Raw genomic sequence first — 19,953 nt, forward strand, 5'->3', positions numbered from 1 at the left:
CATGGCTTCTCCGGTCCATCTCATCGGCGCGGCTGGTCGCATGGGGGCGGCCCTCTGCCATGCTCTCAGAGAGCGAGGCGAGACCGTTATCCCTGTCGTCCGCCATCCGGATCGCCTGCCGTCCGATCTGCGTGAGCAGGGCCGCCAGGCCGATCTTGAAAACGCCGACAGCCTCTTGGCCGCCCTTTGGGATGCAAAGCGTGTGGTCTCGACCGCTCATGCAAGCTTCATTCCGGCCATTCTGGCAGCGTCTCCCAATAATTCCTGCCTGGTCGCGATCGGCAGCACGCGCAAATTCACGCGATGGCCCGACTGGCATGGCAATGGCGTTCTGGCAGGGGAACGCGCGCTGATGGAATCGGGACGCCCCGGCATGATCCTGCATCCGACCATGATCTATGGACCACAGGGCGAGAACAACGTGCAGCGTCTTGTCGCCCTGCTGCGCTATCTGCCACTTGTCCCCCTACCCAATGGCGGTCGCTCGCTGATCCAGCCAATTTATCAGGGTGACGTTATCCGTTCGATTGTGACAGCCCTTGATCTGGCCAGATCAGGCCACCTCAACGCACCGGAAGCACTTGTCATCGCCGGGCCTGAGCCCATGACCTACCGCGCGCTCGTCGAGGCCATTCTTGCAACTGCAGGCCTTGGCAAGCGCCTGTTTCTGCCGGTACCAGCTGCCATACTGGAATTTCTGGTCCCTCTGACCAAGAAACTACCCGGATTTCCGTCGATTGAACGCGCGGAAGTGAGACGTCTGCTTGAAGACAAGGCATTTTCGATACAGCCTATGCAAGACCGCCTCGGATTTACACCTCTTCCCCTGAAAGACGGGCTCGCTCTTCTTTTTGGACAACCGACCGAAGCCTCCTCCCTGCCCGCAGGAATACGCCCATGACCCGCCCGCTCAAATCCCTGTCGCGCCTCGGCAGCCTTGCTCTTGTCCTTGCCGCGCTCGGCACGCTTGCGGGCTGCACCGATCCGACAGGCCCGGTCTTTGGTGACTGGTACGGGTTCAACCCCCTCCCCACGCCACAGGGCAATATCTCGATCGAACTGGTTCTGGATGGGGCTCCGACAGCCAGTTCAGGCAGCTATCGGCTGCATCGTCAGTCCTTCTGGGCTGAAGACATGATGTTCAACCGCTCCGACACGCTCGATGGCACCTGGACGCTCAAGGAATACACGGTCGACGGCAAGATCTGGCGTAACGTGTTCCTCAAGGGGCCCGAATTGCACATCACCCATTACGTGCTGCTGCCCAATGGCTATCTGACCCCGGCCACAGATCAGAACACACCCGATATGGGCGAGAGCGGCTGGCTCTGCTGCCGCCTCGCCCCCCGCGCGCGCGACAGTTTCGGTTATGGACGTGTCTGAACATATGGCGGTCGGGAGTCTGAACGAGCCCCCGGCCGCGATGACAATTGCTGAATGGATGACCCGCTCCGGCGTGGGTTTTGGCACAAGTGGCGCGCGCGGTCTGGTTTCCGCCATGAGCGACGCCGTGTGTTTTGCCTATACGCTGGGCTATTTGCGCCATCTTGAATCCTGCGGAGAATTCGGTGCGGGAAGTCCAGTGGCCCTCGCTGGCGATCTGCGCCCAAGCACACCGCGCATTCTTCGCGCTTGTGCCGCAGCCATACATCACGCAGGCGGTGTACCGATCTTTTGCGGTTTTGTGCCTACGCCCGCCCTGTGTCTTTACGCCTATGGCCGATCCATCCCCTCATTGATGGTGACGGGTAGCCATATCCCGTCAGACCGCAATGGCATCAAGTTCAACCGGGCCGGAGGCGAATTTCTCAAGGAAGACGAAGCCGGCATGCGCGTTCAGCAGGTAACCCTGCCCGAAGGCCGGTTCGATAATACGGGCATGTTGATCGACAATGATCCATTGCCCGAGCCGATCGACGTTCTCAGCACCTATTGCGCACGTTATGCAGATTTCTTCGGCAGCAAGGCGCTCCACGGACTGAAACTTGCCGTCTATCAGCATTCGGCCGTCGGCCGCGACCTGCTGGTCTCTGTGCTCGAATCTCTCGGCGCCCAGGTGATCAGACTCGGGCGCTCCGAATGCTTCGTTCCCGTCGATACCGAAGCCGTGCGTCAGGAGGACCGGGCTCAGGCCCGACATTGGGCACTGAAACATGAATTCGACGCGCTTCTGACGACAGATGGCGATTCCGACCGCCCCCTTCTGGCTGATCGTCATGGCATCTGGCTTCGTGGGGACGTGCTTGGCATTCTGGCGGCGCGTTTTCTGCAGGCAAGAGCCGTTGCAACGCCAGTCAACAGCAATACCGCGCTCGAACAGACGGGTTTCGCAGAGGAGATCTCTCGCACACGGATCGGCTCACCCTATGTCGTGCAGGCCATGACAGAAGCGGCGCAGAAGGGCATCGCCCCGTCGGTCGGTTATGAGGCCAATGGCGGTTTTCTTCTGGCAACTCCGGTCGCATTGCAGGGGCGCTCGCTTGAGGCCTTGCCAACGCGCGATGCCGTTCTGCCAATGCTCTGCGCACTTGTGGCCGCACGAGGCTGCGGCGATGATCTGACGGCTCTTCTCGACACTCTACCCCCACGTTTCACCGTGAGTGACAGACTGGCGCCGCTTGCCAGCACCCGCAGCCTGACCGGGATCGCCAGATTGCGCGAAGAAACGATCGCAACAGGATCCCTCATGCCTTTCAGCGCCTCATGCGGCCCCCTAAGCCGCCTTGATGAGACTGATGGGCTGCGCCTGATTTTTGAAAACAATGCCGTTGTCCATTTCCGCCCCTCGGGCAATGCTCCCGAATTGCGTGTCTATGCCGAGGCGGGAAATGAAGATGTCGCCGGGCAACTTCTGCAGATGGGGCTTGCTCTGGCTGCCCCATGGCGTGATTAAACTAAAACCGGTTTTCCAGCCCTTCGCTTCCAGCCATCCCTTCTCCATTCATCAGACGCCCGCAAGGGCATCGCGATACGGAACAAGCTCTTGCCGTCTCTTACCAGATCCCAACAGCCTCTCATCATTCCGGTGATCCTGTCCGGCGGTTCTGGCAGTCGCCTCTGGCCCGTCTCCCGCAGCAGCTTTCCGAAGCAGTTCTGGCCTCTTCTCACTGACAAGACCCTGCTTCAGGAGACGGCCCTGCGCGGGGAGAAAGCAGGGCTCGGCCAGCCCGTTATCGTCTGCAATGCGTCTCATCGCTTCATCATCGCCGAACAGTTGCGGGCTATTGGCATCGACGACGCCTGTATTCTGCTGGAACCCTCGGCGCGCAATTCTGCACCCGCCATCGCGGCGGCGGCTTTCCTGATTGCCGAACGATACCCTGAGGCCATTTTATGGGTGATGGCTGCCGATGCGGCCATCACCGATCTTGCAGCTCTATATGCGACACTCGACATTGCTGTCGCCGCGGCGTCGCAAGGCTATATCGCGACATTCGGCATACAGCCGAACAAGCCGGAAACAGGCTATGGCTATATAGAGCGGGGTGAGGCCCTCTCGACTGTGGAGGGTGCCTTTCACATTGCCCGCTTCATGGAAAAACCCAATCTGGCGCAGGCGACGGCACTCGTCCAAAACGAACGTTACTCCTGGAATTCGGGAATGTTTGTTGCCCGCGCCGATGTCCTTTTGCGCGAAATCGAGACATTCGAGCCTGAGATTCATAGCTGTGTCGGACAGGCGGTTGCCCAGCGTCAGACCGATCTCGACTTCGAACGCCTCGCTCCCGAGGTGTTCGATAAATCACCCGATATCTCAATCGATTACGCTGTAGCGGAACGCACGCAATGCGCGGTCGTCGTCCCCGCGCGCTTTGGCTGGTCGGATATCGGCAGCTGGGATGCCCTTTGGGAAATCAGCAGCAAGGACACAAGCGGGAATGTCGCCGCTGGTAACGTCTTTCTGGAGGATACCCGCAATTGCTATGTCCGCTCGGATGGTATTGTCACCGCGGTCATGGGCGTGGATGAGCTCATCGTGGTCGTGACAGAGGATGCCGTAATGGTCTCGCATCGTGATCGCGCCCAGGACGTCAAGAAAATAGTCACACGCCTGACCGATGCAAATTGTCCTGAAGCCACCAGCCATAACCGCATGTATCGCCCCTGGGGCTTTTACGAGAGCCTGATCCGTGGTGACCGTTTTCAGGTCAAGCGTATCCATGTCGATCCGGGCGAGGTGCTCTCGCTGCAGAAGCATTTTCATCGCTCGGAACATTGGGTGGTAGTGGCAGGAACTGCTGTGGTCACGCGCGATGGCGAAGAACTGATCGTGCGGGAAAACGAGAGTGTCTATCTGCCTCTAGGCTGCACCCACCGTCTGGCCAATCCGGGCAAGATCGCCCTGACCCTGATCGAGGTACAGTCCGGTCCGTATCTGGGCGAAGACGATATCATCCGCCTCGATGATGTTTACGCCCGGAAGTAACCGCAGCGAAAACGACCAGAGCGCAGAAAATCGGAAGATCCTGCCCCAGCACATGAAGGGCAGGATACAAGGCGCATACCGGGATGCGTCTCTTGTGAAACCTAATTTTATAGGAAATGCTGGGGCGAATGACGGGACTCGAACCCGCGACCACCGGTACCACAAACCGGCGCTCTACCAACTGAGCTACATCCGCCACACAGCGATGCCCGATGTAAAGAAATGCGGGGCAGGCGTCTAGCCCCTTTATCGAAATTCTTTTTTCAGCCCTGACCGGTTTCGCACGACACGTCCGTCACATCCTTTCAGGACAGGGATAGACCGGGCCCTCCCGACAAACGGCGCCGGATTATACGCTTTCCGTCAGCTTCCCCCTTGCGAACCGTTACGGCTCTTTCTACCTTTGCGACGCCATTGCCGCGTCGGGCCGGAATACGACGAAAAAATCTGATCGTTTTTCATCCGAAGGAGTCGTCTCTTGAACCTCTCGACCTATCGCGCACAGTGGGCTTTCAGCCCGCTGCGTGAGGTGCTGGCTGGCATGGTGGGCACGTTTGCGCTCATTCCTGAAGTCATTGCCTTTTCCTATATCGCAGGCGTTTCTCCGGCCGTTTCGCTCTACGCCTCTTTTGTCATCAGTGTGGCGATCGCCATCACGGGCGGCAGACCGGGCATGATCTCTGGAGCCGCCGGGTCGGTCGCCCTCGTTGCGGCCGCCCTCGTGCATCATCACGGCATCCAGTACATGTTTCTGGCAACGCTTATTGCGGGGGCGATGCAGATCGTCTTCGGATTGCTGCGTCTGCATGTGCTGATGCGGTTCGTGTCGAAAGAGGTGCAGACGGGCTTCGTCAACGCCCTGGCCATCATGATCTTTTCGGCACAGGTGCCGCAAATGCTGCATGTCACCTGGCATACCTATGCCCTGATCGCCCTGGGCCTCGCCATCATCTATCTGCTGCCGCGCCTGACCACGGCCATTCCTTCGCCGCTGATCTGTATCGTCGTGCTAACCCTGATCACAATTTGGCATCCCATGCCCGTTCACACGGTGGCCGATCTCGGTGCACTCCCCAATGGCCTGCCCTCGCTCATTTTCCCGCATGTGCCATTCACGCTCGAAACCTTCGAAATCGTCATGCCCTATGCGCTGGCGATGGCCGCTGTCGGATTGCTTGAATCTCTCATGACCGCCGGTGTGGTGGACGACCATACTGACACGCATGGCGAACCACGCATGGAATGCACGGGTCTGGGCATTTCGAACATCGCCGTGGGGCTGTTCGGCGGCATTGCAGGTTGCGGCATGATCGGCCAGACCGTTGGCAATCTGCGTTATGGCGGACGCGGGCGCCTCTCCACCTTTACGGCAGGTGCGTTCCTTCTGGCCCTGATGGTGCTTCTGCATGACTACGTCGCCAAGGTGCCCATGGCGGCCCTCGTCGCCATCATGATCATGGTATCGGTCAGCACCTTTGCCTGGGGGTCGCTGCGAGACGTTATGCGTCACCCGAAATTGTCGAGCCTCGTCATGATCGTGACCGTAATCGTGACAGTGACAACCCATGATCTGGCAGCTGGCGTGGCTGTCGGCGTTCTTCTGAGTGGTGTGTTCTTTGCCTGGCGGGCAATGGGCATGCTCCGCATTGAGACCCACAAGGGTGAAGAGGTGGATGTCTATACGGTACATGGCCAAGTGTTCTTCGCGTCGGCTGACATGCTCTATGACGCTGTTGATTTTCAGACCAAGGCGAAGTCTGTCGAGATCAATGTGGCCGATGCGACGTTCTGGGACATCACTTCGGTCGATATACTTGAAAAGATCGTTGGCAAATTACAGGGGCGATCCATCGACGTCCGTGTTGAAGGGCTGCATAGCCGCCGCCACGGTCTGATTGCCGAACAATCCGACGAGCCTCTGCTGTCGATGTAGGACCTCTTGCGGTCCCGCCTGAGAAACACCCGGGCGGGACAAACGCTTCAGTCTGGACAGAGACTGCCGTTACTATGGCGATCGCCAACCCGCCTCATGACAAAAAAATCGTCGCCTTCCTCTTTGCCTGATTAGAAAGCAATAAAATATTGTCTAAATCACGCAACACAAAGTAGCAATTTTATCGTTCTTCACAGCAAATAATGACGTTATTAGTGTCCAAAAATCAGAACAGGATGCTGAAAATGATTGTGTACGAAGGGGATGAGATTGTACTTCATCATCACAAAGGAAACTCCGCCTACACGATCATTACTTTCATCGGCATTAACTACGAGTGTGTCGCGAGAGACACCTTCTTGCTTAAACATGTCGCCCGCATTAGAGATCTCGATGTCATCGGGTTCGCAACGAAGAAACCAAACTGGTTTCTCAGCGACGAGATGGACGAGGCGATCAAAGTAGTCGATCAATTAATCGGCCCCGATAGAGTCCGTCTGGTGTTAGGACAGTCCATGGGGGGGTATGCTGCGCTCAAGTTTTCCAGAAGGCTCTCCGCCGACTACGTCATGGCGCTATCGCCAAAATTTTCCATTCACCCCGATGAATGCGATATTACGAAAGATTACGGAAAATACCTGACGGACAAGATGGTCAATATGTCCATCAAGCCGGAAGATATCGGAGGACGCTCCTTTCTTCTCTCAGATCCTAAAGAAAGGGTCGACGCCTATCATACGCATCTACTGCATAACGTTAGCCCGGATATTGTCCATGTGCCCACTTTCTATAGCGGACACGTCGTTTATGAGAGCGTCTCTGGCTCCAAGTCCATCTCATCTATCATCGAAGCCCTCGCAAGCGGTCAGCCCACCCTTGTCAGGCGCGAGGTCAGTATTCAGCGTCGACGCAACCCAGCCAATCTGAGAAATCGGCTTTTTCTGGCCTCATCGCGCCATGCGAGGCTCGTCGCCCTGACCCTGATTTCCGACCAGATCGACGCGATGAAGAACAGGATGTTTATCTTCGCCCATACTGGATTCGTCACCGGGATCATCTATCAGGTTGCATTGCGCGGCGATCACGCTCTTGCTGTGCGGCTCAAGCGTAAGCTCATGATGCACCTTGCCACTCAAGGGCCTGGCATATCCTTCGATGAGGTACTCGCGACCAACAACATCACCGGACCACTTTGCCTCGATTTTCATGAACGGGTCCTGTACTACGATCCCGTAGAAAAACGCCTCACCGTCGAACGCCTCACCGTACGCGCTTCACGCTTACTGCCGGTTTATCCGGGAGAGAATTCTCTCGCCTGCGTGACGATATTGGGAGAACGCTTCATGCTGGTCGCAACAGGAGAAACCATTGACTTTGTCCCTACAGGACAAGTGAGACCCGGGACCCTGATTTTCCAGTCGCAGGGAGCCCATTACACGATCAGACTCGGCCAGAAACTGGTTACCTCCGTGCACGGCGGGTCCATAGCATTCTGGACCGATACCGAAAATACATGGGAGCGTTTCGTCGTCGTCTGAAAAGCCCCTTATCTTGCTCTGATCGCGACCAGTAGCGCGATGCACGCGCAAGGAATCGTGCTTTAATAGTCTCCTAGAAGGGGCCTTGTCTCTGGACTGTCCCTCTGGAGACCCTGTACACTTAGGGCGGACGCCCAGACAGGACGCATGCTCCCGCAAGAGACCACGTTGCATCCTGCCCGGAATAACGTCAGGGTTTCGGCCAACCCGTCGCAGGGCGGTCGAAGTGAGCAAGCAGATCCTGATCCGGGATATTGGTCAGGTCCTTGCTTTCGCTCTTGATCAGCTTTTTGCTTGTCGCCTTGGACAGATGCTCGCGAATATCGTGCAGCACATGCGGTGCCGCAGCGAGAACCAGACCTTCGAGCGCAGCATTGGCGTTGAGCGTGGCTTCGATCTCATCGGCGATCAGTCGGGCGAAACGCTCTTTTACCTGAACCTTGGGATCCGAGCGGGGTTCCTTGATGGAGGCGACATCACCTGCTGCATCGGTTGCCTTGTCATGGGCACCGAAACGCTGGATCGTACGCATCTGCTGGCCATCATAGCGCAGAAAGCGGGCTTTCTCACCATCGCATACTGCATAAAGTACTGGGTCCTGAACGGCCATAAAACCTCTCCTATGTTCCTGAATAAAGAACGCTGGAGAGTAAAAGCCGTTTCTGCTTACACGGATATTTGAGAGTGCATCACAAAGACAGCACCAGTGCATCATGAACCATTTGCCAGTTCTGCCTGTCTGGCGCGTAAAGCAGACCACGCCCTGGAATGGCGGCGTGATAGGTCGCGCCATTGAGACGCGCGCCGTACCCTCCGGCTTCGTGCAGCAGGAGCCAGCCAGGACAATGATCCCACAGGCAGGTGCGGCTATAGGCCAGTACATGGCCATGGCCTGACGCAACCAGACGATATTCATGAGCCGCGCAGCGCAGATCCCAGAGTCCGGTCATGGCACGCAGATTGTGATCGGCCAGTGCCGTGTCGTTCACCGGCAGGGTGCGCCAGGCTATCTTGCCTGTAATTTCCTCGATGCGATGAAAAGGCGCCGCCACATGCAGGGGCATGACATGCCCTGTCTCGTCCTCTGACCATGCGCCTTCATTTTTCAGGGCAAGAGACGCCGATTGCGTGACCGGATCGAGAATAACACTGGCCACCGGGATGCCCCTCTCAAGCACCGCCATCATGACACCGAACGCAGGCAGACCGGCCGCGTAATTGGCCGTACCGTCGATAGGGTCGATGGTGACAGACAGCTCGGCTTTGGCGGCCTGGTCGATCAAGGACGGATACTGGCTGCACCGCTCCTCACCAATCAGCAGCGCCTCGGGAAGCAGGAGCTTCAACCGGTCGGTGATATATTCTTCAGCCAGAACATCAGCCACCGTCACCAGATCGGAAGGCGACGTCTTGGTTCGGATATCCCTTTCTGCCAGCCGTCCGAAACGCGGCATGATGATGCGGGATGCCGCCTCACGGGCGATCAGGGAAATATCTTCGAGAAGCGCACGGGTCGCAACCGAGGGGCGCGCCGTCATCATGATGTCCTCAGCCTTCAATCCGTCTGCCCTCCCCATGAAGGGCCCTCATTCCGAGCGCCCTTCGTGTGACCAGTATCGAGACGATTTCAGGCAGATACAAGGCAATCCGGGTAGATCTGGCCAAAGCGTGACCGGTCCTGCTCGAAAAGCCGGACATCGAGCGTGATCTCGGTCTCCTGATCCAGCCGCTCAAGCACTTCACCATGCTCATACAGCCAGGCAAGCGCTGCACCATTGGTAATCTCAAGACGAATGCGCGTCAGAACCATCGACGCGGTCATATGCTGATCGAGCTGCGAATAGAGATTGGGCAACCCCTCGCCCGTGATCGCCGAGATAGCGACGCAGCCCGGATGACGGGGCACTGCCTCTATCCCACCCATGAGGTCGGCCTTGTTCAGCACCTCGATGGTACGCTGGGGCCAGTTCTCATCCAGCATCCCATCGCGCACCATGCCATCCAGCACATTGATCACGTCTGCACGCTGGGCGGCACTGTCAGGATGCGCCACATCACGTACATGGAGGATGATATCGGCCTCGGCCACCTCTTCGAGCGTGGCCCGAAAAGCTGCAACGAGTTCGGTCGGCAATTCGCTGATGAAGCCCACCGTATCCGACAGGATGACCCGTCGGCCCGAAGGCAGGCGAAGCCCGCGCATGGTCGGATCAAGGGTTGCAAAAAGCTGATCCTGCGCATGCACGGCCGAACCGGTCAGTGCATTGAAAAGCGTCGACTTGCCGGCATTGGTATAGCCTACCAGCGCAACGACGGGGAACGGTACCTTCTTGCGCGCCGAACGATGCAGCCCGCGCGTACGACGCACCTGATCGAGATCCTTGCGCAGACGCACAAGCCGCTCGTCGATCATGCGGCGATCGGCCTCGATCTGGGTTTCACCGGGACCGCCAAGAAAGCCAAAGCCACCTCGCTGGCGTTCCAGATGGGTCCAGAGCCGGACAAGACGCGATCGCTGATATTCGAGATGGGCAAGCTCGACCTGCAACACGCCTTCGCGCGTCGCAGCACGGGCACCGAAGATATCAAGAATGAGGCCTGTACGGTCGAGAACCTTGCAGTTCATCGCCTTTTCGAGATTGCGCTGCTGGCCCGGCGAAAGCTTGGCATCAACGATCACGACCTTGACGTCGTTCTCTTCCACCATCTCGGCAAGCTGCTCTACCTGTCCCTTGCCGAACAGGGTGGCCGGGCGCACAGCCCTGATGGCAAGTACAGCCTGCCTGACAACTACAAGACCGATCGAGGAGGCGAGCCCGACAGCCTCTTCCAGACGGGCTTCCGCAGCGCGGAACTCGTCATTCGGTGTCGGGCGCTCCCATGGGAGAACAACCGCGGCGCGTGTCGCGGGAGGTGTCGTACTGGTAGTTACTGACACGTTCTGGAAAAACTCCTGCCCTTACAGCTCGATCTCGCCATCCTGCGCGAACAGCGACAGGGGAGCGACGGGCATGATCGTGCTGACGGCATGCTTGTAGACAAGCTGCGTATGACCGTCGCGACGCAGAATGATCGTCTCATGATCGAAGCGCGGGATCACACCCTGCAGCTTCACACCATTGACCAGAAACACGGTCACGGGCAGGCCGTTCTGCTGGGGGTGCTGCAGGAAGACATCCTGCACAGTTTCGCCCTGGTTAAATTCGGTAAAGGGGGCGGCGTTCGGGGTCGGGTTGGGATTAGCTCTGGCCAATGTTGCTCTTCTTTTTATCAGGTATATGAGACGGGCCCCATTTTCGGGGGTCAGAGATCAACGTCACAAACGCTGCTCTGGATTTGTGTCCTTATCTTATCTTCATTGAAATCTGGTTTCCAGACTCACAGGGTCCTATCTTCTGGCGTCACACCCAGCTGCTTCAGCTTGCGATGCAGGGCACTGCGCTCCATGCCGACAAAATTCGCCGTGCGGCTGATATTGCCACCGAAACGCAAAAGCTGCACCTGCAGATATTGGGTTTCAAACAGATCGCGCGCCTCGCGCAGCGGCAGTGCCATGACATCAGCCCCCGCATCGAGACGGGTCATCGACGGCGCCCCCTGGCTCACAGTGCTGGGCAACATGTCTGCGCGAATCAGATCCTGGCCGTTCGGCATCATGATGAGCAGACGTTCCATCAGATTGCGCAGCTCTCTGATATTGCCCGGCCATTCATAGGATTGCAGCGCTGCCAGCGCATCCACCGACAGTTCACGCGGCGCAAGACCGGCATTCTCGGCATAGCGTTGCAGAAAATGCTGCGCCAGGGCCGGAATGTCCTCGCGACGCTCGCGCAGTGAGGGCAGACGCAGCGGCACCACCGCAAGGCGGTAATAGAGATCCTCACGAAAACGCCCGAGAGTGATCTCGCCCTGAAGGTCGCGATTGGTCGTGGCAATAACGCGCACATCCACCTTGACCCGTGCCGCACCACCCAGACGTTCGAATGTCTGATCCTGCAACGCCCTGACGATCTTGCCCTGGGTCTCGAGTGGCATGTCAGCCACTTCATCGAGAAGCAGCGTCCCCTTATGAGCACGCTCCAGCACGCCGGTGCGGCGCATCGTGCCGTCGGCCTGGCCTTCGATACCGAAAAGCTCTTCCTCGAAGCGATTGGGCGCGAGCGTTGCACAGTTGAGGGCAATGAACGGACCCGACCCGCGACGTGAACGCGAATGAAGCATCCGCGCGGCAATTTCCTTGCCCGAGCCAGCCGGGCCGGTAATCAGCACGCGCGAGTTGGTAGGGGCCACCCGGTCGATCTGGCCACGCACGGCACTGATGCCGGGGCCTTCACCGAAAAGCATGGTCTCATTGCCCGAGCGCAACCGCAGCTCGGCATTCTCGCGCTCGAGACGCGCCGCCTGAAGCGCACGCTGGACCACCAGGATCAATCTGTCGGTCTGGAACGGCTTTTCGATGAAGTCATAGGCGCCATGCTGCAGGCTCGAAACCGCCGTCTCGATGGTGCCATGACCCGAAATCATCACGACAGGCAGACCCGGCTCTTCGGCCTTGAGCGTCTTGAGCAGGTCGATCCCGTCCAGACGCGACCCCTGAAGCCAGATATCGAGAATAACCAGCGACGGACGGCGCGCCCGGAACGCTGCCAGAGCCTGATCCGAATTCGCCGCTACGCGCGTTTCATAGCCTTCATCGCGAAGGAGTCCCTCAATGAGAAGCCGGATATCCGGCTCGTCATCGACGATCAGGATTTCATGCTCCATGCGCATCCCCCATCAGACGTTCATTGCTCCTTGCGCGCTTCACCTGGTTCGGGACCCTGATCACGCACCGGCAGGGTGAGCGTCGAGACGGTACCGCGCCCGTCCGTTCGGTCCTCCAGTCTGATCCCACCTGCGTGATCCTCCATGATCTTCTTGACGATCGCGAGCCCGAGTCCCGTTCCTTTCGGTTTGTGCGTGATATACGGTTCCGTCAAGCGGTGGCGGTCAACTGAAGGCAAACCAATGCCATCATCTGTCACCTGAACAGCCGCTTCCACCCCGTTCACCGCCAGAGAGACCCTGATACGCCCCACTGTCGCCCCCGCGTCACCCCCATGTCCCTCTGAATCGACTTCATGATCCGGCACCACCATGGCGATGGCATCGGCCGCGTTCTGCAGCAGATTGGTAAGCGCCTGCCCAACCAGACGCCGGTCACAGCGTACAATCGGCCCTTGAGGCGGCAGGGACGCCGTATCGTAGATAATTTCAGGATGGGCATTGCGCTGCAACACCAGCGCCTCGCGCACCAGACGCACCAGATCCTCATCCTTGAGCACAGGCTGCGGCATACGGGCGAAAGACGAGAACTCATCAACCATTCGGCCGATATCGCCCACATGACGAACGATCGTATCAACACACTGCCCGAACGTCTCGGGGTCGGAGCTGATCTCGCGCATGAAACGACGCTTCAGCCGTTCGGCCGAAAGCTGGATGGGGGTCAGCGGATTCTTGATCTCATGGGCAATACGGCGCGCCACATCAGCCCAGGCTGCCTTTCTCTGTGCAGAAAGCAGAGCCGTGATATCGTCAAACGTCACCACATAGCCGGTCGATTCGTCGCTGCGCTGCTCGGCCACTGCGCGCACGAGCAACGTACGCCCGGCACTGCCGACACTTGGACCATCACCCAGGGTCACGCTTTTTTCCGGCGCATCGATCTGGATCTCTGCCGTATGCGCCTGACCCGGCTCGGCCCGCGCCCGATCAAGCATCCCGACAAACTCGGGTACCATGACACTCAGGGGCTGACCGATGCACAGATCGAGGTCGCGCTGCAGAAGACGGGACGCCGCACGGTTGGGCAGTTCGACCACCTGATCCGCATCCAGACCGATCACCCCTGCCGACACGCCGGAAAGAACGGTCTCGGTAAAGCGACGGCGCTCGTCGATCTGCTCATAGGCCACCATCAGCTCGGTTCGCTGGGTCGAAAGCTGATCCGTCATGCGGTTGAAGGCGCGAGAGAGCGTGCCGACCTCATCGTCCTTTCGTCCGTCTCGGCCCCGCGCCTCAGGCACACGCACCGTGAGATCGCCCTCGCTGATGCGTCGCGCCGCCAGAATGAGCAGACCCAGAGGCTGGGTGATCTGCTTGGCCAGAACGAGCCCTGTCAGCATGCCGATGCTCAACACCAGCAATCCGAGCATGGCAAAGATCAGCACGAAGCTGATCTGGATGGCCGATCGGTGAGCGTTCAGTCGCTGATATTCCGAAACCACCGCATCCGTATGGCGCATATGCTCCAGAATCTTGGCATCCACGGGCCTCGTGATGACAAGCATCAGACCCGAGCTTGGCCCGAGATTCACCACAGCGCGCACGGTTTTCTCATCAGGACTGTCGAGAATGGCCACATCATTGGTGCGGGCCAGCGTCGTGGCATCCTTGGGGGGCAGAGCCAGCTGCTGGCCCTGCAGAGCCGCAAGACCACCTGAAGCGACCACCTTGTTGGTGTAGGAATCGAACACCACGGCCTCGTTCAGCCCGCGTTCGGTCGCCTCGACGTCGAGCATCATCCCGAGCTGGGTGGGATCACGCATCAGATCCACACCATGGCGATACATCTCGTCGTTATTGGCCGTGATGATGATATTCGCCAGGGCAAAAGCCTCTGTGCGAATATTGTCGTTATGCTCCTGCAGATAGCCTGCAGCCACATCGCGCGCTTCGGTAAGGGCGGTATTGACCCGGTTCGAGAACCAGATCTGGATACCGAAATGGAAGAACAGCGCCGCCAGACCGCCGATCACGACGGTAGGCGCCACCGCCACCACGCCGAAGAGCGTGATCAGCCGCACATGAAGCCGCGCCCCCGCCAGCCCTCGGCGACGCTCGGCCAGCATCCGCCCGACCCGGATGATGACGGCCGTACCCAGAAGGAGCAGCACGATGAAATCGAGCAGAAACACAACGGCCTCGATCTGCGGGCGATAGGCAAAGGAAAGCCCGCGCGCCAGAACGACAAAGGTCGTGACCAGCAGCACGAGCGCCGCACAGGTCAGCACCATGGCGGTTTTCAGACGGCTCACGTGACGAAGGAGCGATCGCTTTGCAAGAGAACCGTCCTCAGGCACGGAATCAGTTTCTTCAGTCATGCGTCCCTCATCGGAGGCGCGATGCGACGCGTCATTGCCTGTCATGATCGAGAACGGCCCACTTCAATGCCAAGAAGCTGCAAACGTTTGCGTAGCGTGTTGCGGTTGATCCCGAGCAGAGCCGCCGCCCTGATCTGATTGCCATCGGTTGCTTTCAGCACCAGACGGAACAAAGGGCGCTCGACCTCTGCCAGAACACGCGCATGAAGCGTGCCCTGCGTATCGGTTTCAAGATCGAGCATGGAAGGCAGATAACGCGCCATCAGCCCCTGAAAAGACGCCGCATCGGGCGTCGTGTCGACACGATGCATATCGGCCAGAAGCGAGGCGGTAAGCAGATCACCCTTCACGCTCTGGCATGCATGATGCAGCAATTGCCGCATCTGTCGGAAATTGCCAGGCCAGTCCTGATGAGCCAGCCAGGGCAGGCAATCGTCATGCAGAACAAGTTGGCTGCCGTTTTGCCCCATCCATACCGCGCATACTGTCGACAGATCGTCACGCCTGTCACGCAGCGGAGGGACCGACAGATTATGCGGGGCCAGAACAGCACCCAACGCCTCGCTCATGCGGCGATCCTGAACCAGACGCGCAGGGGACCAGGAGCTTGTGCAGATTACGGCCGGGCGTGTTGAGCTGACTGTGCCCTGCAGCATCTGCACCAGAGCCGCCTGCAAGCCGGGTTCTGCCAGACCGATTTCATTGATGAAAAGGCAGCCCGTGGTCGCATCCGACACAGCGTCCTCGAAGGAAAGCCGGTCGATCACAGGAACGAAGCGACCACTCCTGCCGGACTGGGTCCAGAGATAGCGCGCCGCGCGCGTTCTGCCGCTGCCGGATTCGCCTGTCAGCACATGAAGCCCGAAAGCAGAAAGACTGCTGTCCAGCCCGTCACGCAACTGCTTGACGGAATCGGACTGCCCATCGAAGCCGAGACTGGCAGGGGCACTGCCCTGACCGAGCGGCGCGCCCCTCACAAACGGACTGGGGTGCTAAAGAGAGCCTCGTCAGAGCGCATTCAGGCGGCTTCTTCGATCGCGTCAGGGCGTTGATGGGTGCTCTCGCGATCGCGGGTCACCCCATTGGCGATCTGCTGATCGTAGAACGCTGTGAGATGATCGATCACGTCCTGTGCCTGATCCATCTTGTTGATACTGGCACGAAAGGCCGCCGAGCCGGGAAGCCCGTGCGAATACCAGGACACATGCTTGCGTGCGAGGCGCAGGCCCGGACGCTCGCCGAAATGATCGAGCATCATGCCATAGTGACGCAGCACGATGTCTTTCTCACGTGTCAGATCAGGGTCGGGCACATCTTCGCCCGTACGCAAAGATTGCGCCACCTGAGCCAGAAACCACGGCCTGCCGTAGCAGCCACGACCGATCATCACCCCGTCAGCGCCTGAGGCCGCAAGCGCGTCACGGGCATTCTGAATGGAGACGATATCACCATTGACGATAACCGGCAGCTTCACGCTTTCCTTTACCGTCCTGACGAAATCCCAGTCTGCCGTGCCATTATAGAACATCTGTCGGGTGCGACCATGCACCGTCACCAGTCGGATGCCCACATCCTCGGCAATACGGGCAAGACGGGGCGCATTGAGCGACTGGTGGTCCCAGCCCATACGCATCTTCAGCGTGACAGGCACCTTCACGGCCTTGACCGTGGCCTCAAGCAGGGCTGCCGCCTTCACCTCATCGCGCATCAGCGCCGAACCTGCAGACTGCCCGACCGCCACCTTCTTCACAGGGCAGCCGAAATTGATATCGATGAGATCGGCGCCCTGATCGACAGCAATCTTTGCCGCCTGCGCCATGGCCTCAGGATCGCATCCGGCAAGCTGCACCGAATTCGGACCGTTTTCCGCGCTGCGGGCCATGCGCAGCGTGTTCTCGTTTTCCCGCACCATCGCCCATGAGGCGATCATTTCCGATACGACCAGCCCGGCACCCAAGTCGCGCGCAAGCTGACGAAACGGCAGATCGGTAACGCCCGACATCGGAGCCAGAATGACCGGCGTCTCGATGACGACGCCACCACCGAGATCAATCGGACGCAGGTCAAGGGCGCGGCGCGACCCAGCCACGTCAGGTGAAGGAGAAATGCTCATGATTCCTCAAGAATACCGACGCATCCTGCCCGAAGCAATCAGAGATCGAGTCATATGGCAGCGTGCGAATATCAGGCGCGCTGGCGCTTCCCGAATACTTTCCCCCTGATCGGGCAGGGCGTCACCCTAGAGCCCTTGAGAGCCTTCTGAGGCTTGCCTCATCCGGTGGCAGACCGAAACGCAGAAGGGTTTCGTCCCACTCGAAACGGCGCACGAGGAGGCCAGCCTGAGCAAGCATTTCCCAGATCTTCCTTGCCTGAGGCGACCGGAAGAGGCTGAACAGCGAGGTTCCACCGACAAAATCGAGCCCTGCCCGCGTCACAACCTGACGCAGGGCCGCCATCTCCCGCTCCAGACGTGACGCCATGGCCATGCGCCAGTCACGGTCGCAAAGAGCGTCGCGGCCGATATGACAGGCGGGCGTACTGACAGGCCAGGGCCCCATGGCAGCCCGCATCGCGTGCAAAACCGGATGGGAGCCAAGAAGAAAGCCGATTCTCACCCCTGCCAGACCATAGGCCTTGCCAAAGGAGCGACAGATAACGAGGCCCGGATGCGGCAGAAGCGAAGCCGCACTTTCGGGGCAGAAATCGGCAAAGGCCTCATCGACAACGATCATGCCTCCAAGACGGGCATGGCTTTCGGCAAGCGACGCGATTTCGCCAAGGGTGAGACGATGCCCGGTCGGGTTATTGGGTGAACACACAACGCTCACCATGTGACTGACCGGCATGGCGGGCGCCGCTTCATAGGGCACGGTGTCGATTGCAAAACCGGCTTCGCGCCAGGCAGCATCGTGACCGCTATAGGTCGGCCCCAGAATGCGAATGACCGAGGGCGTGAAAAAGCGCTGTAGAAAGACAGGCAGAAGACCGATCAGCATCTGCGTACCGGCGCCGACCAGAACATGATCCGGCGAGACGCCATAGGCCTCTGCGGCGGCAAAGCGCAGGGCCTGTTCCTCCAGCGGGTCCGGCAGGCGCTGCATCAGGGAGGGGTCGAGCCTTACCAGCGGATGGGCATGCGGGTTGATGCCGGTCGACAGATCGATCCAGGGCGTCGGCGCTGCGGGAAAAAGCCGCGCCAATTCGCTCAACCGACCACCATGCACTGGCCAGGGTGTCATGCTATGGTCGGTCTTCTCATGCAGCCCGGTCATTTTGTTCCATGTTCCTTTCCCTGACCCTTTGCGCCCTTCTGATCGAGGCGGCTTTCGGGTATCCGGACGCGCTGTTTCGCCGGATCGGCCATCCGGTAACATGGATCGGCCGCCTGATCACGACGCTCGAGCACCGGCTTGGTGGGAAGACTTCCGTTTTGCACAAGCGGGCCTGCGGGCTGCTCGCTCTGGGACTGATCATTGCCGTGCCGGTCGGCATCACGATTTTGCTGCAGATCCTGCTGCACCGTTTCCTGCCGCAAGCCCTCTCCCTCGCCGTTGAATCCCTGTGCGCCAGCACATTGATCGCCCAGCGTGCGCTTTATGAGCATGTTCGCGCCGTGCTGACAGGGCTGAGGCAGGACGGGCTTGCGGGAGGGCGCCGCGCTGTCTCGCTGATTGTCGGGCGCGACCCGGAGACGCTCGACAGGGCCGGGGTCGTGCGGGCCGCCATAGAGAGTCTGGCCGAAAATTTTTCAGATGGCGTCGTTGCGCCCGTCTTCTGGCTGGCAGTGTTCGGACTGCCCGGCGCAGTCGCCTACAAGGCGATCAATACCGCCGACAGCATGATCGGCCATCTTTCCCCCCGCTATCGCGATTTTGGCAGGGCCGCAGCGCTTTGTGACGATTGCGTCAATATGCCCGCCTCACGTCTCACCGCATCATGGCTCTGCCTCGCCGCCCTGCTTTCCGGCGCTTCGGTCAAAGGCGCAATCCAGGCCATCAGACGGGACGCCACACGTCATCGCTCGCCGAATGCAGGGTGGCCCGAGGCAGCCATGGCGGGCGCCCTCGCTTTGCGTCTGGCCGGCCCGAGACAGTATAATGGCGTTGTCGTTGCCGATTCCTGGATGGGAAACGGGAGGGACGATGCCGGACCAGAGGATCTCGCAAAGGCGTTGACGCTGTATCGCCTTGGTTGCCTGATTCAGGCGGTCTGTCTGCTGGGCCTCTTGAGTGGAGTATATGCATGACCGCCCCTGTATTTGATCATACTTTCCGCGAGCAGCTCGACTCCCTATTTCTCTGGCGACGCGATGTGCGTCACTTCCGGCGCGACCCGGTACCGGAATCTGTGCTCGATCATATGCTCGCTCTCACCTGTGCCACGCCCTCGGTTGGGCTCAGTCAGCCCTGGCGCTTTGTACGCGTCGATGACCCGGCGCGACGCGCTGCGGTCAAATCGGAATTCCGAGAGCGCAATGCCGAGGCTCTGGCCGCACAGAGCGAGAGCGATTCTACCGCCTATGCCCGACTGAAGCTGGCAGGGCTCGATGAGGCCCCCCATCATATCGCGGTCTTCTGCGATCCCGATCCTGCCCAGGGGCGCGGGCTTGGGCGCCTGACCATGCCGGAAACCGTCCAGTGGTCAGCGGTCATGGCCATTCACGGGTTCTGGCTGGCCGCACAAGCCCATAATGTCGGGCTGGGCTGGGTCTCCATTCTGGACCCCGATCATATGAGCGACCTTCTCGGTACGGCACCGGAATGGCGTTTCATGGCCTATCTCTGCGTCGGCTATCCGGAGGAGGAACACGACACACCCGAACTCGAACGCAAAGGCTGGGAAAAACGGGCAACAGAGCGTCAGCGCTGGATCATGCGCTGATGCCGCTATCTAGATTGGCCTGCCGTCACC

At 59.3% G+C, this 19,953-nt stretch carries 17 protein-coding genes and 1 tRNA gene; 8 read left to right on the forward strand and 10 right to left on the reverse strand.

Annotation, left to right across the window (positions count from 1 at the left end):
• Position 1 precedes the first annotated feature (1 nt).
• The 4 genes from AAID99_RS10440 to AAID99_RS10455 all read left to right on the forward strand — a co-directional run bounded on the left by AAID99_RS10440 (position 2) and on the right by AAID99_RS10455 (position 4,426).
• Positions 2-901: an SDR family oxidoreductase gene (locus AAID99_RS10440; protein WP_498493802.1), complete on the forward strand. Its 900-nt coding sequence runs from the start codon at positions 2-4 to the stop codon at positions 899-901.
• Positions 898-1,383 carry a hypothetical protein gene (locus tag AAID99_RS10445; protein WP_498493803.1) on the forward strand — a complete coding sequence of 162 codons (486 nt, stop codon included), beginning with the start codon at positions 898-900 and terminating at the stop codon, positions 1,381-1,383. Before AAID99_RS10440 ends, AAID99_RS10445 begins: the two co-directional genes overlap by 4 nt.
• 40 nt (positions 1,384-1,423) lie before the next feature.
• Positions 1,424-2,893 carry a phosphomannomutase gene (locus AAID99_RS10450; RefSeq protein WP_498493805.1) on the forward strand — a complete coding sequence of 490 codons (1,470 nt, stop codon included), beginning with the start codon at positions 1,424-1,426 and terminating at the stop codon, positions 2,891-2,893.
• A gap of 90 nt (positions 2,894-2,983) precedes the next feature.
• The gene (locus tag AAID99_RS10455; RefSeq protein ID WP_188425583.1) at positions 2,984-4,426 is read left to right on the forward strand and encodes a mannose-1-phosphate guanylyltransferase/mannose-6-phosphate isomerase; all 1,443 of its coding nucleotides are present in this window, start codon (positions 2,984-2,986) and stop codon (positions 4,424-4,426) included.
• A 120-nt stretch (positions 4,427-4,546) separates the two neighbouring features.
• Here AAID99_RS10455 and AAID99_RS10460 read toward each other — a convergent pair.
• Positions 4,547-4,622 (reverse strand) — tRNA-His (locus AAID99_RS10460).
• Between the two features lie 282 nt (positions 4,623-4,904).
• Between AAID99_RS10460 and AAID99_RS10465 the strand changes: the two genes are divergently transcribed.
• The gene (locus tag AAID99_RS10465; protein ID WP_229719583.1) at positions 4,905-6,359 is read left to right on the forward strand and encodes a SulP family inorganic anion transporter; all 1,455 of its coding nucleotides are present in this window, start codon (positions 4,905-4,907) and stop codon (positions 6,357-6,359) included.
• Between the two features lie 245 nt (positions 6,360-6,604).
• The gene (locus tag AAID99_RS10470) at positions 6,605-7,897 is read left to right on the forward strand and encodes a hypothetical protein (RefSeq protein ID WP_188425582.1); all 1,293 of its coding nucleotides are present in this window, start codon (positions 6,605-6,607) and stop codon (positions 7,895-7,897) included.
• A 190-nt stretch (positions 7,898-8,087) separates the two neighbouring features.
• On the opposite strand, the gene AAID99_RS10475 is transcribed toward AAID99_RS10470, so the two are convergent.
• The 9 genes from AAID99_RS10475 to cobD all read right to left on the reverse strand — a co-directional run bounded on the left by AAID99_RS10475 (position 8,088) and on the right by cobD (position 18,314).
• Entirely contained in the window at positions 8,088-8,507 is a 420-nt protein-coding gene (locus AAID99_RS10475) for a host attachment protein (protein ID WP_188425581.1), read from the reverse strand.
• A gap of 79 nt (positions 8,508-8,586) precedes the next feature.
• Complete coding sequence (locus AAID99_RS10480) at positions 8,587-9,438, reverse strand: inositol monophosphatase family protein (RefSeq protein WP_188425580.1); 852 nt, start codon at positions 9,436-9,438, stop codon at positions 8,587-8,589.
• 86 nt (positions 9,439-9,524) lie between these two features.
• Complete coding sequence (hflX, locus tag AAID99_RS10485; protein WP_188425579.1) at positions 9,525-10,835, reverse strand: GTPase HflX; 1,311 nt, start codon at positions 10,833-10,835, stop codon at positions 9,525-9,527.
• Positions 10,836-10,856: 21 nt separating this feature from the next.
• Complete coding sequence (gene hfq, locus AAID99_RS10490) at positions 10,857-11,081, reverse strand: RNA chaperone Hfq (RefSeq protein ID WP_498494293.1); 225 nt, start codon at positions 11,079-11,081, stop codon at positions 10,857-10,859.
• Positions 11,082-11,275: 194 nt separating this feature from the next.
• The gene (gene ntrX, locus AAID99_RS10495) at positions 11,276-12,661 is read right to left on the reverse strand and encodes a nitrogen assimilation response regulator NtrX (RefSeq protein WP_188425577.1); all 1,386 of its coding nucleotides are present in this window, start codon (positions 12,659-12,661) and stop codon (positions 11,276-11,278) included.
• Between the two features lie 20 nt (positions 12,662-12,681).
• A complete protein-coding gene (locus AAID99_RS10500) occupies positions 12,682-15,042 on the reverse strand; it encodes a sensor histidine kinase NtrY-like (RefSeq protein ID WP_188425576.1) in 2,361 nt (786 codons plus the stop codon).
• A gap of 41 nt (positions 15,043-15,083) precedes the next feature.
• Positions 15,084-16,019, reverse strand: coding sequence for a helix-turn-helix domain-containing protein (locus AAID99_RS10505; protein WP_188425575.1), 936 nt, complete (start codon positions 16,017-16,019; stop codon positions 15,084-15,086).
• A 41-nt stretch (positions 16,020-16,060) separates the two neighbouring features.
• Positions 16,061-17,155, reverse strand: coding sequence for a tRNA dihydrouridine synthase DusB (gene dusB / locus AAID99_RS10510; protein WP_188425574.1), 1,095 nt, complete (start codon positions 17,153-17,155; stop codon positions 16,061-16,063).
• Positions 17,156-17,276: 121 nt separating this feature from the next.
• On the reverse strand, positions 17,277-18,314 hold the full coding sequence (cobD, locus tag AAID99_RS10515; protein ID WP_229719580.1) for a threonine-phosphate decarboxylase CobD: 1,038 nt from the start codon (positions 18,312-18,314) through the stop codon (positions 17,277-17,279).
• 8 nt (positions 18,315-18,322) lie between these two features.
• Between cobD and cbiB the strand changes: the two genes are divergently transcribed.
• On the forward strand, positions 18,323-19,288 hold the full coding sequence (cbiB, locus tag AAID99_RS10520) for an adenosylcobinamide-phosphate synthase CbiB (protein ID WP_188425573.1): 966 nt from the start codon (positions 18,323-18,325) through the stop codon (positions 19,286-19,288).
• Positions 19,285-19,923 carry a 5,6-dimethylbenzimidazole synthase gene (bluB, locus tag AAID99_RS10525; RefSeq protein WP_498493807.1) on the forward strand — a complete coding sequence of 213 codons (639 nt, stop codon included), beginning with the start codon at positions 19,285-19,287 and terminating at the stop codon, positions 19,921-19,923. The genes cbiB and bluB overlap by 4 nt, the downstream gene beginning before the upstream one ends.
• Positions 19,924-19,953 lie beyond the last annotated feature (30 nt).

This window comes from Asaia sp. Ae19-3 (genome assembly GCF_059801175.1).

Coding starts and splice junctions, on each gene's coding strand:
- AAID99_RS10500 (WP_188425576.1), bottom strand. CDS start 15,042: ATGACTGAAGAAACTGATTCCGTGCCTGAGGACGGTTCTCTTGCAAAG.
- dusB (WP_188425574.1), bottom strand. CDS start 17,155: ATGAGCATTTCTCCTTCACCTGACGTGGCTGGGTCGCGCCGCGCCCTT.
- AAID99_RS10450 (WP_498493805.1), top strand. CDS start 1,424: ATGACAATTGCTGAATGGATGACCCGCTCCGGCGTGGGTTTTGGCACA.
- cobD (WP_229719580.1), bottom strand. CDS start 18,314: ATGACCGGGCTGCATGAGAAGACCGACCATAGCATGACACCCTGGCCA.
- AAID99_RS10440 (WP_498493802.1), top strand. CDS start 2: ATGGCTTCTCCGGTCCATCTCATCGGCGCGGCTGGTCGCATGGGGGCG.
- AAID99_RS10445 (WP_498493803.1), top strand. CDS start 898: ATGACCCGCCCGCTCAAATCCCTGTCGCGCCTCGGCAGCCTTGCTCTT.
- ntrX (WP_188425577.1), bottom strand. CDS start 12,661: ATGGAGCATGAAATCCTGATCGTCGATGACGAGCCGGATATCCGGCTT.
- AAID99_RS10480 (WP_188425580.1), bottom strand. CDS start 9,438: ATGATGACGGCGCGCCCCTCGGTTGCGACCCGTGCGCTTCTCGAAGAT.
- AAID99_RS10470 (WP_188425582.1), top strand. CDS start 6,605: ATGATTGTGTACGAAGGGGATGAGATTGTACTTCATCATCACAAAGGA.
- cbiB (WP_188425573.1), top strand. CDS start 18,323: ATGTTCCTTTCCCTGACCCTTTGCGCCCTTCTGATCGAGGCGGCTTTC.
- bluB (WP_498493807.1), top strand. CDS start 19,285: ATGACCGCCCCTGTATTTGATCATACTTTCCGCGAGCAGCTCGACTCC.
- AAID99_RS10475 (WP_188425581.1), bottom strand. CDS start 8,507: ATGGCCGTTCAGGACCCAGTACTTTATGCAGTATGCGATGGTGAGAAA.